This window comes from Sinorhizobium meliloti (assembly GCF_017876815.1).
Taxonomy (GTDB): domain Bacteria; phylum Pseudomonadota; class Alphaproteobacteria; order Rhizobiales; family Rhizobiaceae; genus Sinorhizobium; species Sinorhizobium meliloti.
This window is the reverse complement of the sequence record NZ_JAGIOS010000004.1, coordinates 1,933-20,092: the sequence shown is the minus strand read 5'-3', so window position 1 is coordinate 20,092 and position 18,160 is coordinate 1,933. Positions and strand designations below refer to the sequence as shown.

1 protein-coding gene (cut by a window edge) is annotated in these 18,160 nt (G+C 65.5%); it reads left to right on the top strand.

Going from position 1 to position 18,160, the window contains the following annotated elements; genetic code table 11:
• A protein-coding gene (locus JOH52_RS35750) for a non-ribosomal peptide synthase/polyketide synthase (RefSeq protein WP_234942953.1) crosses the window boundary here: on the top strand, nucleotides 1–18,160 show its 3' portion. 12,956 nt of this gene lie to the left of the window's left edge; 18,160 of the gene's 31,116 nt are visible here — the last part of the coding sequence; its start codon lies off the left edge, out of view; it ends in the stop codon at nucleotides 18,158–18,160.

Here is an 18,160-nt window from a genome sequence, read left to right as displayed (position 1 = left end):
GGATCCGTTCAGCGGCAAGGCCGGCGCCCGGATGTACCGGAGCGGCGACCTGGCGCGCTACCTGCCGGACGGCAATCTCGAGTTTCTGGGCCGCAATGACGACCAGGTGAAGATCCGCGGCTTCCGCATCGAGCCGGGCGAGATCGCCGCCCGGCTGCTGGAGCATGAGCTTGTCGGCGATGCCGCGGTGGTGGCGCACGCGGATGCGGCGGGCGACAAGCGGCTCGTCGCCTATGTGGTTGCGAAGACGACGGACGGGTCGGCCGAAGCCGATGGCGCCGGGCTTGCTGCGTCGTTGCGGGCGCATCTGGGTGGCCTGCTACCGGACTACATGGTGCCGTCGGCCTTCGTGCGGCTGGATGCACTGCCGCTGACGGTGAACGGCAAGCTCGACCGCAAGGCGCTGCCGGTCCCCGACGACGATGCCTATGCGCGTCGGGCCTACGAGGCGCCGCAGGGCGAGATCGAGACGCTGCTGGCCGGGATCTGGGCCGAGCTTCTCGGCGTCGAGCAGGTCGGGCGCCACGACAACTTCTTCGAGCTCGGCGGCCACTCATTGTTGGCCGTTCAAATGATGGAGCGTCTGCGGCGGCTGTCGCTCGGGGTCGAGGTTCGCACCGTATTTGCAAAGCCGATGCTTGCCGATCTGGCCGCCAGTCTTGGCAGCCACCGGGAGGTGGCGGTGCCTGCCAACCCGATCACGGAACAGAGTACGGCGATCACGCCGCAGATGCTGCCGCTGATCGATCTTACCCAACCGGAGATCGACCGGATCGTGTCGACGGTGCCCGGCGGCGTCGGCAATATCCAGGATATCTATGGCCTGTCGCCGCTGCAGGACGGCATTCTGTTCCATCATTTGCTGGCAACCCAGGGTGACCCCTATCTCCTGATGTCGCAGATGGCCTTTGCCGAGCGGGGTGTGCTCGATCGCTACCTTGCTGCGGTTCAACAGGTGGTCGACCGCCACGACATTCTGCGCACGGCCTTTGTCTGGGAGGGTCTGTCGAGCCCGGCGCAGGTTGTCTGGCGCAAGGCGGCCTTGGATGTGCTCGAGGTCGAGCTGGAGGGCTGTGATGGTTCCGGCGCCGATGAGCTCAGGCGGCGGTTCGATCCGCGCCAGTACCGTCTCGACCTTGGCCGGGCGCCGCTGATGCGGTTCGTGATCGCGCGCGAACCGGGCAGTGGGCGCTGGCTGCTTTTGGTGTTGCAGCACCATCTGATCGGCGATCATACGACGGCCGAAGTGATGCATGCCGAGGTCCGGGCCGTGCTGCAGGGGCGCGCGCATGAGCTTGCAGCGCCGCAGCCGTTCCGCAACCTGGTGGCGCAGGCGCGGCTTGGCATGGATGCCAAAGCGCATGAAGCGTTCTTCCGGGAGATGCTGGCCGACATCGACGAGCCGACCCTGCCGTTCGCTCTGAGCGAGGTCTACGGCGACGGCCGCGGATCCCGCGAGGCACGGCGGATGCTGCCGCAGGCGCTCAACGATCGGCTGCGCCACCAGGCGCGGCGGCTGGGGGTGAGTCTGGCTAGCCTTTGCCATCTGGCCTGGGCCCAGGTGGTGGCGCTGAGCAGCGGGCGCGAGCAGGTGGTGTTCGGCACGGTGCTGTTCGGCCGCATGCATGCGGGTGCCGGCGCCGACCGTGCCATGGGCTTGTTCATGAATACCTTGCCGTTGCGGCTGGATCTGGATGAGACCGGGGTCGAGGAAAGTGTGCGTATCGCCCACGCCCGTCTGGCCGAATTGCTCTCACACGAGCATGCCTCGCTGGCATTGGCGCAACGCTGCAGCGATATTGCCGCACCAGCGCCACTGTTCAGTGCGCTGCTGAACTATCGCCACAACACGCCGGCCATGGCCGGCGAGGGAACAAGCGACGTGCTGTCCGGCATGGAATGGCTGGGGGACGAGGAACGGACCAACTACCCGCTGACATTGTCGGTGGATGATTTTGGTCAGGAGCTGGGGCTCACGGCGGATGCGGTCGAACCGATCTCCGCCGATCGGATCTGCGGCTATATGCAGCGGGCGCTCGAGCAACTGGTCGACGCGCTGGAGCAAGCGCCCGATAGGCCGGTGCGCGAGCTCGACATTCTTCCGGCTGAGGAGCGCAGCTACCTGCTGGAGGAGTTGAACCGGACGGAAGCGGACTATCCGTCGGATCTTTGCGTGCATGCGCTGTTCGAGGCGCAGGTGCGCCGGGTGCCCGACGCGGTCGCACTGGTCTTCGAAGAGCAGTCGATCTCCTATGGCGCGCTCAATGCCGATGCCAACCGGCTGGCCCATCATCTGATCGGGCTCGGGGTGAGGCCGGACCAGCCAGTGGCGATCTGCGTCGAGCGCAGCCCGGCGATGGTGGTGGGACTGCTGGCGATCCTCAAGGCCGGCGGCGCCTATGTGCCGCTCGACCCGGCCTATCCCGGCGAACGGCTGCGGCAGTTGCTCGACGATGCCGGCCCGCGGCTGCTGCTTTGCGACGCCGCCGGCCGCGCGGCGTTGGGCGCCGAGGCAATCGCCGATCTGAGCGCGGTCGATCTCGATGCGGCCATGCCCGCTTGGGCCGACCAGTCCGCTGACGATCCCGACCCGCATGCCCTCGGCCTGACAGCCCGCAATCTCGCCTATGTCATCTACACATCGGGATCCACCGGCACGCCTAAGGGCGTCATGGTCGAGCATGCAAGTGTTCTCAATGTTCTACGCGCTCTTTTAGATGTATCGGGCCTCACAGAGCGCGATTCACTCCTCGCGATCACGACGATCTCTTTCGACATTGCGGGGCTGGAACTCTATCTGCCACTGGCCGTGGGAGCTAACGTCGTTGTTGCTCACGGAACCAGTGTTATTGGATTACAGCGGTATCTATCCCATCAGAAGATAACTGTGATGCAGGCGACCCCCGCGGCGTGGCGTATGCTCTTCGACGCCGGCTGGGAGGGTGCGCCCGATTTAAGTGCGTTGTGTGGCGGCGAAGCGTTGCCTTCAGAACTGGCCTCGAACCTCGGCAGAAGGGTAAAATCTCTCAGAAATCTTTATGGTCCGACGGAGACTACGATTTGGGCGACCACCTTTCTTACCGACACGAGAATTGAGGCGCCTCACCGGTATGTGCCGATCGGCCGTCCGATTGCGAACACGCGGCTTTATGTGCTTGACGGCCATGGTCAGCCGGTTCCGTTTGGGGCGGTTGGTGAGCTTTATATCGGCGGGGCGGGGGTGGCGCGCGGCTACCTGAACCGTCCGGATCTGACGGCGGAGCGGTTCCTGGCGGATCCGTTCAGCGGCAAGGCCGGCGCCCGGATGTACCGGAGCGGCGACCTGGCGCGCTACCTGCCGGACGGCAATCTCGAGTTTCTGGGCCGCAATGACGACCAGGTGAAGATCCGCGGCTTCCGCATCGAGCCGGGCGAGATCGCCGCCCGGCTGCTGGAGCATGAGCTTGTCGGCGATGCCGCGGTGGTGGCGCACGCGGATGCGGCGGGCGACAAGCGGCTCGTCGCCTATGTGGTTGCGAAGACGACGGACGGGTCGGCCGAAGCCGATGGCGCCGGGCTTGCTGCGTCGTTGCGGGCGCATCTGGGTGGCCTGCTGCCGGACTACATGGTGCCGTCGGCCTTCGTGCGGCTGGATGCACTGCCGCTGACGGTGAACGGCAAGCTCGATCGCAAGGCGCTGCCGGTCCCCGACGACGATGCCTATGCGCGTCGGGCCTACGAGGCGCCGCAGGGCGAGATCGAGACGCTGCTGGCCGGGATCTGGGCCGAGCTTCTCGGCGTCGAGCAGGTCGGGCGCCACGACAACTTCTTCGAACTCGGCGGCCACTCATTGTTGGCCGTTCAAATGATGGAGCGTCTGCGGCGGCTGTCGCTCGGGGTCGAGGTTCGCACCGTATTTGCAAAGCCGATGCTTGCCGATCTGGCCGCCAGTCTTGGCAGCCACCGGGAGGTGGCGGTGCCTGCCAACCCGATCACGGAACAGAGTACGGCGATCACGCCGCAGATGCTGCCGCTGATCGATCTTACCCAACCGGAGATCGACCGGATCGTGTCGACGGTGCCCGGCGGCGTCGGCAATATCCAGGATATCTATGGCCTGTCGCCGCTGCAGGACGGCATTCTGTTCCATCATTTGCTGGCAACCCAGGGTGACCCCTATCTCCTGATGTCGCAGATGGCCTTTGCCGAGCGGGGTGTGCTCGATCGCTACCTTGCTGCGGTTCAACAGGTGGTCGACCGCCACGACATTCTGCGCACGGCCTTTGTCTGGGAGGGTCTGTCGAGCCCGGCGCAGGTTGTCTGGCGCAAGGCGGCCTTGGATGTGCTCGAGGTCGAGCTGGAGGGCTGTGATGGTTCCGGCGCCGATGAGCTCAGGCGGCGGTTCGATCCGCGCCAGTACCGTCTCGACCTTGGCCGGGCGCCGCTGATGCGGTTCGTGATCGCGCGCGAACCGGGCAGTGGGCGCTGGCTGCTTTTGGTGTTGCAGCACCATCTGATCGGCGATCATACGACGGCCGAAGTGATGCATGCCGAGGTCCGGGCCGTGCTGCAGGGGCGCGCGCATGAGCTTGCAGCGCCGCAGCCGTTCCGCAACCTGGTGGCGCAGGCGCGGCTTGGCATGGATGCCAAAGCGCATGAAGCGTTCTTCCGGGAGATGCTGGCCGACATCGACGAGCCGACCCTGCCGTTCGCTCTGAGCGAGGTCTACGGCGACGGCCGCGGATCCCGCGAGGCACGGCGGATGCTGCCGCAGGCGCTCAACGATCGGCTGCGCCACCAGGCGCGGCGGCTGGGGGTGAGTCTGGCTAGCCTTTGCCATCTGGCCTGGGCCCAGGTGGTGGCGCTGAGCAGCGGGCGCGAGCAGGTGGTGTTCGGCACGGTGCTGTTCGGCCGCATGCATGCGGGTGCCGGCGCCGACCGTGCCATGGGCTTGTTCATGAATACCTTGCCGTTGCGGCTGGATCTGGATGAGACCGGGGTCGAGGAAAGTGTGCGTATCGCCCACGCCCGTCTGGCCGAATTGCTCTCACACGAGCATGCCTCGCTGGCATTGGCGCAACGCTGCAGCGATATTGCCGCACCAGCGCCACTGTTCAGTGCGCTGCTGAACTATCGCCACAACACGCCGGCCATGGCCGGCGAGGGAACAAGCGACGTGCTGTCCGGCATGGAATGGCTGGGGGGCGAGGAACGGACCAACTACCCGCTGACATTGTCGGTGGATGATTTTGGTCAGGAGCTGGGGCTCACGGCGGATGCGGTCGAACCGATCTCCGCCGATCGGATCTGCGGCTATATGCAGCGGGCGCTCGAGCAACTGGTCGACGCGCTGGAGCAAGCGCCCGATAGGCCGGTGCGCGAGCTCGACATTCTTCCGGCTGAGGAGCGCAGCTACCTGCTGGAGGAGTTGAACCGGACGGAAGCGGACTATCCGTCGGATCTTTGCGTGCATGCGCTGTTCGAGGCGCAGGTGCGCCGGGTGCCCGACGCGGTCGCACTGGTCTTCGAAGAGCAGTCGATCTCCTATGGCGCGCTCAATGCCGATGCCAACCGGCTGGCCCATCATCTGATCGGGCTCGGGGTGAGGCCGGACCAGCCAGTGGCGATCTGCGTCGAGCGCAGCCCGGCGATGGTGGTGGGACTGCTGGCGATCCTCAAGGCCGGCGGCGCCTATGTGCCGCTCGACCCGGCCTATCCCGGCGAACGGCTGCGGCAGTTGCTCGACGATGCCGGCCCGCGGCTGCTGCTTTGCGACGCCGCCGGTCGCGCGGCGTTGGGCGCCGAGGCAATCGCCGATCTGAGCGCGGTCGATCTCGATGCGGCCATGCCCGCTTGGGCCGACCAGTCCGCTGACGATCCCGACCCGCATGCCCTCGGCCTGACAGCCCGCAATCTCGCCTATGTCATCTACACATCGGGATCCACCGGCACGCCTAAGGGCGTCATGGTCGAGCATGCAAGTGTTCTCAATGTTCTACGCGCTCTTTTAGATGTATCGGGCCTCACAGAGCGCGATTCACTCCTCGCGATCACGACGATCTCTTTCGACATTGCGGGGCTGGAACTCTATCTGCCACTGGCCGTGGGAGCTAACGTCGTTGTTGCTCACGGAACCAGTGTTATTGGATTACAGCGGTATCTATCCCATCAGAAGATAACTGTGATGCAGGCGACCCCCGCGGCGTGGCGTATGCTCTTCGACGCCGGCTGGGAGGGTGCGCCCGATTTAAGTGCGTTGTGTGGCGGCGAAGCGTTGCCTTCAGAACTGGCCTCGAACCTCGGCAGAAGGGTAAAATCTCTCAGAAATCTTTATGGTCCGACGGAGACTACGATTTGGGCGACCACCTTTCTTACCGACACGAGAATTGAGGCGCCTCACCGGTATGTGCCGATCGGCCGTCCGATTGCGAACACGCGGCTTTATGTGCTTGACGGCCATGGTCAGCCGGTTCCGTTTGGGGCGGTTGGTGAGCTTTATATCGGCGGGGCGGGGGTGGCGCGCGGCTACCTGAACCGTCCGGATCTGACGGCGGAGCGGTTCCTGGCGGATCCGTTCAGCGGCAAGGCCGGCGCCCGGATGTACCGGAGCGGCGACCTGGCGCGCTACCTGCCGGACGGCAATCTCGAGTTTCTGGGCCGCAATGACGACCAGGTGAAGATCCGCGGCTTCCGCATCGAGCCGGGCGAGATCGCCGCCCGGCTGCTGGAGCATGAGCTTGTCGGCGATGCCGCGGTGGTGGCGCACGCGGATGCGGCGGGCGACAAGCGGCTCGTCGCCTATGTGGTTGCGAAGACGACGGACGGGTCGGCCGAAGCCGATGGCGCCGGGCTTGCTGCGTCGTTGCGGGCGCATCTGGGTGGCCTGCTACCGGACTACATGGTGCCGTCGGCCTTCGTGCGGCTGGATGCACTGCCGCTGACGGTGAACGGCAAGCTCGACCGCAAGGCGCTGCCGGTCCCCGACGACGATGCCTATGCGCGTCGGGCCTACGAGGCGCCGCAGGGCGAGATCGAGACGCTGCTGGCCGGGATCTGGGCCGAGCTTCTCGGCGTCGAGCAGGTCGGGCGCCACGACAACTTCTTCGAGCTCGGCGGCCACTCATTGTTGGCGGTGCGCGTGCTCGTCCGGCTGACCGAGGCCTTGGCAGTGGAGCTGCCGCTGGCGATCCTGTTCGCCAAGCCAACATTGGCCGATTTGGCGCTAAGTGTTGGCGAAGTGCTGAACGGTTCTGGTGCGCAGACAGCACCGGTCATCATGCCAGTCGGACGTGATGGTGCGCTTCCGCTGTCCTATTCGCAGCAGCGTCTCTGGTTCTTGGCACAGTTGGACGAAGACAGCACGAACTATAACATTCCCCTGGGGTGGCGACTGCAGGGCAGACTCGACCGTGTCGCCTGGCGGCGCAGCCTTGACCGCCTGTTTGCCCGTCACGAGGCGCTGCGCTGCACGTTCGTCGCCGGAGAGGATGACCCGCAGGTCCAGATTTTGTCCGGGGACAGGGGATTGCCGGTGGTCGAGCACGATCTGCGGGACAGGCCGGATGCGCAAGCCGCGCTTTTGGATCTGTGCCAAGAAGAGGCGCGCACGCCGTTCGATCTGGCGCGCGAGCCGCTGATCCGCGGCCGGCTGATCCGGCTGGCGGATGAGGAGCACGTCTTTCTGCTGACGCAGCATCACATAGTCTCGGACGGCTGGTCGATGGGGGTGCTGGTGCGCGAGCTCAGCAGCCTTTACCGCGCGTTTGAGGCTGGAGAGGACGATCCTTTGCCGCCGCTGGCGATCCAGTATCCGGATTATGCCGCCTGGCAACGGCAATGGTTGTCCGGCGAGCGGCTGCAGCGTCAGGCGCAGTATTGGCGCGACACCCTGTCTGGCGCCCCGGCCCGTCTGGCGCTGCCGACGGACCGGCCGCGGCCGGCACAGCAGTCGTTTGCCGGAGCCAGCGTGCCGGTTATCATCGATGAGGCTCTGACGCGCGGGCTCAAGCGGCTGAGCCGGCAGCATGGCACGACGTTGTTCATGACAGTGCTGGCGGCCTGGGCTGCGGTGCTGTCGCGCCTGTCCGGGCAGGACGATATCGTGATCGGTGTGCCGACGGCCAATCGTCGTCGCCGCGAGATCGAGGATCTAATCGGTTTCTTCGTCAACACCCTGGCGGTTCGAATCGATCTGTCGGGCGAGCCGAGCGTGTCCGATCTCCTGGAACGGGCGCGGCGCGCGGCCTTGACTGCGCAGGATCATCAGGACCTGCCGTTCGAGCAGGTGGTGGAGATCGTCCAGCCGCCCCGGGCTCTCGGTCACACGCCGTTGTTCCAGGTGGGACTGGCCTGGCAGAACAACACCGGCGGGTCATTGGACCTGCCGGGGCTGCAGGTGGAGGCTGCGGGCGAGGGGCTCGATCAGGTCAAGTTCGATCTGGAACTGAACCTGGGAGAGCAGGGCGAGGCCATCGCCGGGACTCTCGGTTATGCGACGGCGTTGTTCGACCGGGCGACGATCGAGCGGCAATGTGGTTATCTGCTGGCGCTGCTGCGGGCGATGCTTGCCGATGCCGAGCAGCCGGTGTCCGAGCTGGACATCCTGCCTCCCGACGAGCGCAGCTACCTGCTGGAGGAGTTGAACCGGACGGAAGCGGACTATCCGTCGGATCTTTGCGTGCATGCGCTGTTCGAGGCGCAGGTGCGCCGGGTGCCCGACGCGGTCGCACTGGTCTTCGAAGAGCAGTCGATCTCCTATGGCGCGCTCAATGCCGATGCCAACCGGCTGGCCCATCATCTGATCGGGCTCGGGGTGAGGCCGGACCAGCCAGTGGCGATCTGCGTCGAGCGCAGCCCGGCGATGGTGGTGGGACTGCTGGCGATCCTCAAGGCCGGCGGCGCCTATGTGCCGCTCGACCCGGCCTATCCCGGCGAACGGCTGCGGCAGTTGCTCGACGATGCCGGCCCGCGGCTGCTGCTTTGCGACGCCGCCGGTCGCGCGGCGTTGGGCGCCGAGGCAATCGCCGATCTGAGCGCGGTCGATCTCGATACGGCCATGCCCGCCTGGGCCGACCAGTCCGCTGACGATCCCGACCCGCATGCCCTCGGCCTGACAGCCCGCAATCTCGCCTATGTCATCTACACATCGGGATCCACCGGCACGCCTAAGGGCGTCATGGTCGAGCATCGGAACACAGTGAACCTGCTGCATTGGAGTGGCGGCGTGTTTGCCGAATCAGAGATCAGGCGCACGCTGTTCTCGACCTCGGTCTGTTTTGATCTGTCCGTTTACGAGTGTTTCCTTCCGCTTTCGCAGGGAAGCAAGCTGTACCTCGTCGAGGATGCACTGAAGCTGGCCCGAACGCCCGTGGATGCCTCCTTGATCAACACGGTCCCCTCGGCGATCACCGCTCTGGTCAACCAGAAAGCCGTGCCGGCATCGGCAAGCGTCATCAATTTGGCGGGCGAGCGGGTGAAGGCAGACCTAATCGAGAGGATATTCGAGAGCACGCGCGTCCAGAAGATTTGCAATCTGTACGCCCCTTCGGAGACAACGACGTACTCGACTTGGATTTGCATGCCGAGGGGACAGGCTGTTGTCGAAACGATCGGGCGTCCGATCTCGAACACGCGGATCTATCTGCTGGACGGCCATGGTCAGCCGGTTCCGTTTGGGGCGGTTGGTGAGCTTTATATCGGCGGGGCGGGGGTGGCGCGCGGCTACCTGAACCGTCCGGATCTGACGGCGGAGCGGTTCCTGGCGGATCCGTTCAGCGGCAAGGCCGGCGCCCGGATGTACCGGAGCGGCGACCTGGCGCGCTACCTGCCGGACGGCAATCTCGAGTTTCTGGGCCGCAATGACGACCAGGTGAAGATCCGCGGCTTCCGCATCGAGCCGGGCGAGATCGCCGCCCGGCTGCTGGAGCATGAGCTTGTCGGCGATGCCGCGGTGGTGGCGCACGCGGATGCGGCGGGCGACAAGCGGCTCGTCGCCTATGTGGTTGCGAAGACGACGGACGGGTCGGCCGAAGCCGATGGCGCCGGGCTTGCTGCGTCGTTGCGGGCGCATCTGGGTGGCCTGCTACCGGACTACATGGTGCCGTCGGCCTTCGTGCGGCTGGATGCACTGCCGCTGACGGTGAACGGCAAGCTCGACCGCAAGGCGCTGCCGGTCCCCGACGACGATGCCTATGCGCGTCGGGCCTACGAGGCGCCGCAGGGCGAGATCGAGACGCTGCTGGCCGGGATCTGGGCCGAGCTTCTCGGCGTCGAGCAGGTCGGGCGCCACGACAACTTCTTCGAGCTCGGCGGCCACTCATTGTTGGCGGTGCGCGTGCTCGTCCGGCTGACCGAGGCCTTGGCAGTGGAGCTGCCGCTGGCGATCCTGTTCGCCAAGCCAACATTGGCCGATTTGGCGCTAAGTGTTGGCGAAGTGCTGAACGGTTCTGGTGCGCAGACAGCACCGGTCATCATGCCAGTCGGACGTGATGGTGCGCTTCCGCTGTCCTATTCGCAGCAGCGTCTCTGGTTCTTGGCACAGTTGGACGAAGACAGCACGAACTATAACATTCCCCTGGGGTGGCGACTGCAGGGCAGACTCGACCGTGTCGCCTGGCGGCGCAGCCTTGACCGCCTGTTTGCCCGTCACGAGGCGCTGCGCTGCACGTTCGTCGCCGGAGAGGATGACCCGCAGGTCCAGATTTTGTCCGGGGACAGGGGATTGCCGGTGGTCGAGCACGATCTGCGGGACAGGCCGGATGCGCAAGCCGCGCTTTTGGATCTGTGCCAAGAAGAGGCGCGCACGCCGTTCGATCTGGCGCGCGAGCCGCTGATCCGCGGCCGGCTGATCCGGCTGGCGGATGAGGAGCACGTCTTTCTGCTGACGCAGCATCACATAGTCTCGGACGGCTGGTCGATGGGGGTGCTGGTGCGCGAGCTCAGCAGCCTTTACCGCGCGTTTGAGGCTGGAGAGGACGATCCTTTGCCGCCGCTGGCGATCCAGTATCCGGATTATGCCGCCTGGCAACGGCAATGGTTGTCCGGCGAGCGGCTGCAGCGTCAGGCGCAGTATTGGCGCGACACCCTGTCTGGCGCCCCGGCCCGTCTGGCGCTGCCGACGGACCGGCCGCGGCCGGCACAGCAGTCGTTTGCCGGAGCCAGCGTGCCGGTTATCATCGATGAGGCTCTGACGCGCGGGCTCAAGCGGCTGAGCCGGCAGCATGGCACGACGTTGTTCATGACAGTGCTGGCGGCCTGGGCTGCGGTGCTGTCGCGCCTGTCCGGGCAGGACGATATCGTGATCGGTGTGCCGACGGCCAATCGTCGTCGCCGCGAGATCGAGGATCTAATCGGTTTCTTCGTCAACACCCTGGCGGTTCGAATCGATCTGTCGGGCGAGCCGAGCGTGTCCGATCTCCTGGAACGGGCGCGGCGCGCGGCCTTGACTGCGCAGGATCATCAGGACCTGCCGTTCGAGCAGGTGGTGGAGATCGTCCAGCCGCCCCGGGCTCTCGGTCACACGCCGTTGTTCCAGGTGGGACTGGCCTGGCAGAACAACACCGGCGGGTCATTGGACCTGCCGGGGCTGCAGGTGGAGGCTGCGGGCGAGGGGCTCGATCAGGTCAAGTTCGATCTGGAACTGAACCTGGGAGAGCAGGGCGAGGCCATCGCCGGGACTCTCGGTTATGCGACGGCGTTGTTCGACCGGGCGACGATCGAGCGGCAATGTGGTTATCTGCTGGCGCTGCTGCGGGCGATGCTTGCCGATGCCGAGCAGCCGGTGTCCGAGCTGGACATCCTGCCTCCCGACGAGCGCAGCTACCTGCTGGAGGAGTTGAACCGGACGGAAGCGGACTATCCGTCGGATCTTTGCGTGCATGCGCTGTTCGAGGCGCAGGTGCGCCGGGTGCCCGACGCGGTCGCACTGGTCTTCGAAGAGCAGTCGATCTCCTATGGCGCGCTCAATGCCGATGCCAACCGGCTGGCCCATCATCTGATCGGGCTCGGGGTGAGGCCGGACCAGCCAGTGGCGATCTGCGTCGAGCGCAGCCCGGCGATGGTGGTGGGACTGCTGGCGATCCTCAAGGCCGGCGGCGCCTATGTGCCGCTCGACCCGGCCTATCCCGGCGAACGGCTGCGGCAGTTGCTCGACGATGCCGGCCCGCGGCTGCTGCTTTGCGACGCCGCCGGTCGCGCGGCGTTGGGCGCCGAGGCAATCGCCGATCTGAGCGCGGTCGATCTCGATGCAGCCATGCCCGCCTGGGCCGACCAGTCCGCTGACGATCCCGACCCGCATGCCCTCGGCCTGACAGCCCGCAATCTCGCCTATGTCATCTACACATCGGGATCCACCGGCACGCCTAAGGGCGTCATGGTCGAGCATCAACACTTGTCGAACTATTTGCAGTGGTCAAATCGAAGCTTTTACAAAAGAACGTCCAACGGCTCGCCTGTAACGCATTCAATGAGTTTTGATGGCATCGTTACGACCCTATTCGGTCCGCTGTTGGCGGGAACGAAACTTCATCTTCTAGATCCAACTGTCCAAATTATCTCTCTCGGTGAATTGAAGAAGGGACAAGCCTTCGACTTGGTTAAAGTTACTCCCTCGCATCTGAGCATTCTTAACAAAAAGATTGATGATAACGAGGGACAACCTCCAACTAAAGCACTTATGGTTGGTGGCGAATCGCTGGTTCCAGCAGACATGCAACTTTGGCAGCGGCGTTTTCCAAATGTGCGCCTGATCAACCATTTTGGTCCGACAGAGGCCACCGTTGGATGCGCCGCATTCGAAATAACGGGCGACGTAGAAGGCCTTACGTCAATCCCGATCGGCCGTCCGATTGCGAACACGCGGCTTTATGTGCTTGACGGTCATGGCGCACCCGTCCCGTTTGGGGCGGTTGGTGAGCTTTATATCGGCGGGGCGGGGGTGGCGCGCGGCTACCTGAACCGTCCGGATCTGACGGCGGAGCGGTTCCTGGCGGATCGGTTCAGCGGCAAGGCCGGCGCCCGGATGTACCGGAGCGGCGACCTGGCGCGCTACCTGCCGGACGGCAATCTCGAGTTTCTGGGCCGCAATGACGACCAGGTGAAGATCCGCGGCTTCCGCATCGAGCCGGGCGAGATCGCCGCCCGGCTGCTGGAGCATGAGCTTGTCGGCGATGCCGCGGTGGTGGCGCACGCGGATGCGGCGGGCGACAAGCGGCTCGTCGCCTATGTGGTTGCGAAGACGACGGACGGGTCGGCCGAAGCCGATGGCGCCGGGCTTGCTGCGTCGTTGCGGGCGCATCTGGGTGGCCTGCTACCGGACTACATGGTGCCGTCGGCCTTCGTGCGGCTGGATGCACTGCCGCTGACGGTGAACGGCAAGCTCGACCGCAAGGCGCTGCCGGTCCCCGACGACGATGCCTATGCGCGTCGGGCCTACGAGGCGCCGCAGGGCGAGATCGAGACGCTGCTGGCCGGGATCTGGGCCGAGCTTCTCGGCGTCGAGCAGGTCGGGCGCCACGACAACTTCTTCGAACTCGGCGGCCACTCATTGTTGGCCGTTCAAATGATGGAGCGTCTGCGGCGGCTGTCGCTCGGGGTCGAGGTTCGCACCGTATTTGCAAAGCCGATGCTTGCCGATCTGGCCGCCAGTCTTGGCAGCCACCGGGAGGTGGCGGTGCCTGCCAACCCGATCACGGAACAGAGTACGGCGATCACGCCGCAGATGCTGCCGCTGATCGATCTTACCCAACCGGAGATCGACCGGATCGTGTCGACGGTGCCCGGCGGCGTCGGCAATATCCAGGATATCTATGGCCTGTCGCCGCTGCAGGACGGCATTCTGTTCCATCATTTGCTGGCAACCCAGGGTGACCCCTATCTCCTGATGTCGCAGATGGCCTTTGCCGAGCGGGGTGTGCTCGATCGCTACCTTGCTGCGGTTCAACAGGTGGTCGACCGCCACGACATTCTGCGCACGGCCTTTGTCTGGGAGGGTCTGTCGAGCCCGGCGCAGGTTGTCTGGCGCAAGGCGGCCTTGGATGTGCTCGAGGTCGAGCTGGAGGGCTGTGATGGTTCCGGCGCCGATGAGCTCAGGCGGCGGTTCGATCCGCGCCAGTACCGTCTCGACCTTGGCCGGGCGCCGCTGATGCGGTTCGTGATCGCGCGCGAACCGGGCAGTGGGCGCTGGCTGCTTTTGGTGTTGCAGCACCATCTGATCGGCGATCATACGACGGCCGAAGTGATGCATGCCGAGGTCCGGGCCGTGCTGCAGGGGCGCGCGCATGAGCTTGCAGCGCCGCAGCCGTTCCGCAACCTGGTGGCGCAGGCGCGGCTTGGCATGGATGCCAAAGCGCATGAAGCGTTCTTCCGGGAGATGCTGGCCGACATCGACGAGCCGACCCTGCCGTTCGCTCTGAGCGAGGTCTACGGCGACGGCCGCGGATCCCGCGAGGCACGGCGGATGCTGCCGCAGGCGCTCAACGATCGGCTGCGCCACCAGGCGCGGCGGCTGGGGGTGAGTCTGGCTAGCCTTTGCCATCTGGCCTGGGCCCAGGTGGTGGCGCTGAGCAGCGGGCGCGAGCAGGTGGTGTTCGGCACGGTGCTGTTCGGCCGCATGCATGCGGGTGCCGGCGCCGACCGTGCCATGGGCTTGTTCATGAATACCTTGCCGTTGCGGCTGGATCTGGATGAGACCGGGGTCGAGGAAAGTGTGCGTATCGCCCACGCCCGTCTGGCCGAATTGCTCTCACACGAGCATGCCTCGCTGGCATTGGCGCAACGCTGCAGCGATATTGCCGCACCAGCGCCACTGTTCAGTGCGCTGCTGAACTATCGCCACAACACGCCGGCCATGGCCGGCGAGGGAACAAGCGACGTGCTGTCCGGCATGGAATGGCTGGGGGACGAGGAACGGACCAACTACCCGCTGACATTGTCGGTGGATGATTTTGGTCAGGAGCTGGGGCTCACGGCGGATGCGGTCGAACCGATCTCCGCCGATCGGATCTGCGGCTATATGCAGCGGGCGCTCGAGCAACTGGTCGACGCGCTGGAGCAAGCGCCCGATAGGCCGGTGCGCGAGCTCGACATTCTTCCGGCTGAGGAGCGCAGCTACCTGCTGGAGGAGTTGAACCGGACGGAAGCGGACTATCCGTCGGATCTTTGCGTGCATGCGCTGTTCGAGGCGCAGGTGCGCCGGGTGCCCGACGCGGTCGCACTGGTCTTCGAAGAGCAGTCGATCTCCTATGGCGCGCTCAATGCCGATGCCAACCGGCTGGCCCATCATCTGATCGGGCTCGGGGTGAGGCCGGACCAGCCAGTGGCGATCTGCGTCGAGCGCAGCCCGGCGATGGTGGTGGGACTGCTGGCGATCCTCAAGGCCGGCGGCGCCTATGTGCCGCTCGACCCGGCCTATCCCGGCGAACGGCTGCGGCAGTTGCTCGACGATGCCGGCCCGCGGCTGCTGCTTTGCGACGCCGCCGGCCGCGCGGCGTTGGGCGCCGAGGCAATCGCCGATCTGAGCGCGGTCGATCTCGATACGGCCATGCCCGCCTGGGCCGACCAGTCCGCTGACGATCCCGACCCGCATGCCCTCGGCCTGACAGCCCGCAATCTCGCCTATGTCATCTACACATCGGGATCCACCGGCACGCCTAAGGGCGTCATGGTCGAGCATCGGAACACAGTGAACCTGCTGCATTGGAGTGGCGGCGTGTTTGCCGAATCAGAGATCAGGCGCACGCTGTTCTCGACCTCGGTCTGTTTTGATCTGTCCGTTTACGAGTGTTTCCTTCCGCTTTCGCAGGGAAGCAAGCTGTACCTCGTCGAGGATGCACTGAAGCTGGCCCGAACGCCCGTGGATGCCTCCTTGATCAACACGGTCCCCTCGGCGATCACCGCTCTGGTCAACCAGAAAGCCGTGCCGGCATCGGCAAGCGTCATCAATTTGGCGGGCGAGCGGGTGAAGGCAGACCTAATCGAGAGGATATTCGAGAGCACGCGCGTCCAGAAGATTTGCAATCTGTACGCCCCTTCGGAGACAACGACGTACTCGACTTGGATTTGCATGCCGAGGGGACAGGCTGTTGTCGAAACGATCGGGCGTCCGATCTCGAACACGCGGATCTATCTGCTGGACGGCCATGGTCAGCCGGTTCCGTTTGGGGCGGTTGGTGAGCTTTATATCGGCGGGGCGGGGGTGGCGCGCGGCTACCTGAACCGTCCGGATCTGACGGCGGAGCGGTTCCTGGCGGATCCGTTCAGCGGCAAGGCCGGCGCCCGGATGTACCGGAGCGGCGACCTGGCGCGCTACCTGCCGGACGGCAATCTCGAGTTTCTGGGCCGCAATGACGACCAGGTGAAGATCCGCGGCTTCCGCATCGAGCCGGGCGAGATCGCCGCCCGGCTGCTGGAGCATGAGCTTGTCGGCGATGCCGCGGTGGTGGCGCACGCGGATGCGGCGGGCGACAAGCGGCTCGTCGCCTATGTGGTTGCGAAGACGACGGACGGGTCGGCCGAAGCCGATGGCGCCGGGCTTGCTGCGTCGTTGCGGGCGCATCTGGGTGGCCTGCTACCGGACTACATGGTGCCGTCGGCCTTCGTGCGGCTGGATGCACTGCCGCTGACGGTGAACGGCAAGCTCGACCGCAAGGCGCTGCCGGTCCCCGACGACGATGCCTATGCGCGTCGGGCCTACGAGGCGCCGCAGGGCGAGATCGAGACGCTGCTGGCCGGGATCTGGGCCGAGCTTCTCGGCGTCGAGCAGGTCGGGCGCCACGACAACTTCTTCGAGCTCGGCGGCCACTCATTGTTGGCCGTTCAAATGATGGAGCGTCTGCGGCGGCTGTCGCTCGGGGTCGAGGTTCGCACCGTATTTGCAAAGCCGATGCTTGCCGATCTGGCCGCCAGTCTTGGCAGCCACCGGGAGGTGGAGGTGCCTGCCAACCCGATCACGGAACAGAGTACGGCGATCACGCCGCAGATGCTGCCGCTGATCGATCTTACCCAACCGGAGATCGACCGGATCGTGTCGACGGTGCCCGGCGGCGTCGGCAATATCCAGGATATCTATGGCCTGTCGCCGCTGCAGGACGGCATTCTGTTCCATCATTTGCTGGCAACCCAGGGTGACCCCTATCTCCTGATGTCGCAGATGGCCTTTGCCGAGCGGGGTGTGCTCGATCGCTACCTTGCTGCGGTTCAACAGGTGGTCGACCGCCACGACATTCTGCGCACGGCCTTTGTCTGGGAGGGTCTGTCGAGCCCGGCGCAGGTTGTCTGGCGCAAGGCGGCCTTGGATGTGCTCGAGGTCGAGCTGGAGGGCTGTGATGGTTCCGGCGCCGATGAGCTCAGGCGGCGGTTCGATCCGCGCCAGTACCGTCTCGACCTTGGCCGGGCGCCGCTGATGCGGTTCGTGATCGCGCGCGAACCGGGCAGTGGGCGCTGGCTGCTTTTGGTGTTGCAGCACCATCTGATCGGCGATCATACGACGGCCGAAGTGATGCATGCCGAGGTCCGGGCCGTGCTGCAGGGGCGCGCGCATGAGCTTGCAGCGCCGCAGCCGTTCCGCAACCTGGTGGCGCAGGCGCGGCTTGGCATGGATGCCAAAGCGCATGAAGCGTTCTTCCGGGAGATGCTGGCCGACATCGACGAGCCGACCCTGCCGTTCGCTCTGAGCGAGGTCTACGGCGACGGCCGCGGATCCCGCGAGGCACGGCGGATGCTGCCGCAGGCGCTCAACGATCGGCTGCGCCACCAGGCGCGGCGGCTGGGGGTGAGTCTGGCTAGCCTTTGCCATCTGGCCTGGGCCCAGGTGGTGGCGCTGAGCAGCGGGCGCGAGCAGGTGGTGTTCGGCACGGTGCTGTTCGGCCGCATGCATGCGGGTGCCGGCGCCGACCGTGCCATGGGCTTGTTCATGAATACCTTGCCGTTGCGGCTGGATCTGGATGAGACCGGGGTCGAGGAAAGTGTGCGTATCGCCCACGCCCGTCTGGCCGAATTGCTCTCACACGAGCATGCCTCGCTGGCATTGGCGCAACGCTGCTGCGATATTGCCGCACCAGCGCCACTGTTCAGTGCGCTGCTGAACTATCGCCACAACACGCCGGCCATGGCCGGCGAGGGAACAAGCGACGTGCTGTCCGGCATGGAATGGCTGGGGGCGAGGAACGGACCAACTACCCGCTGA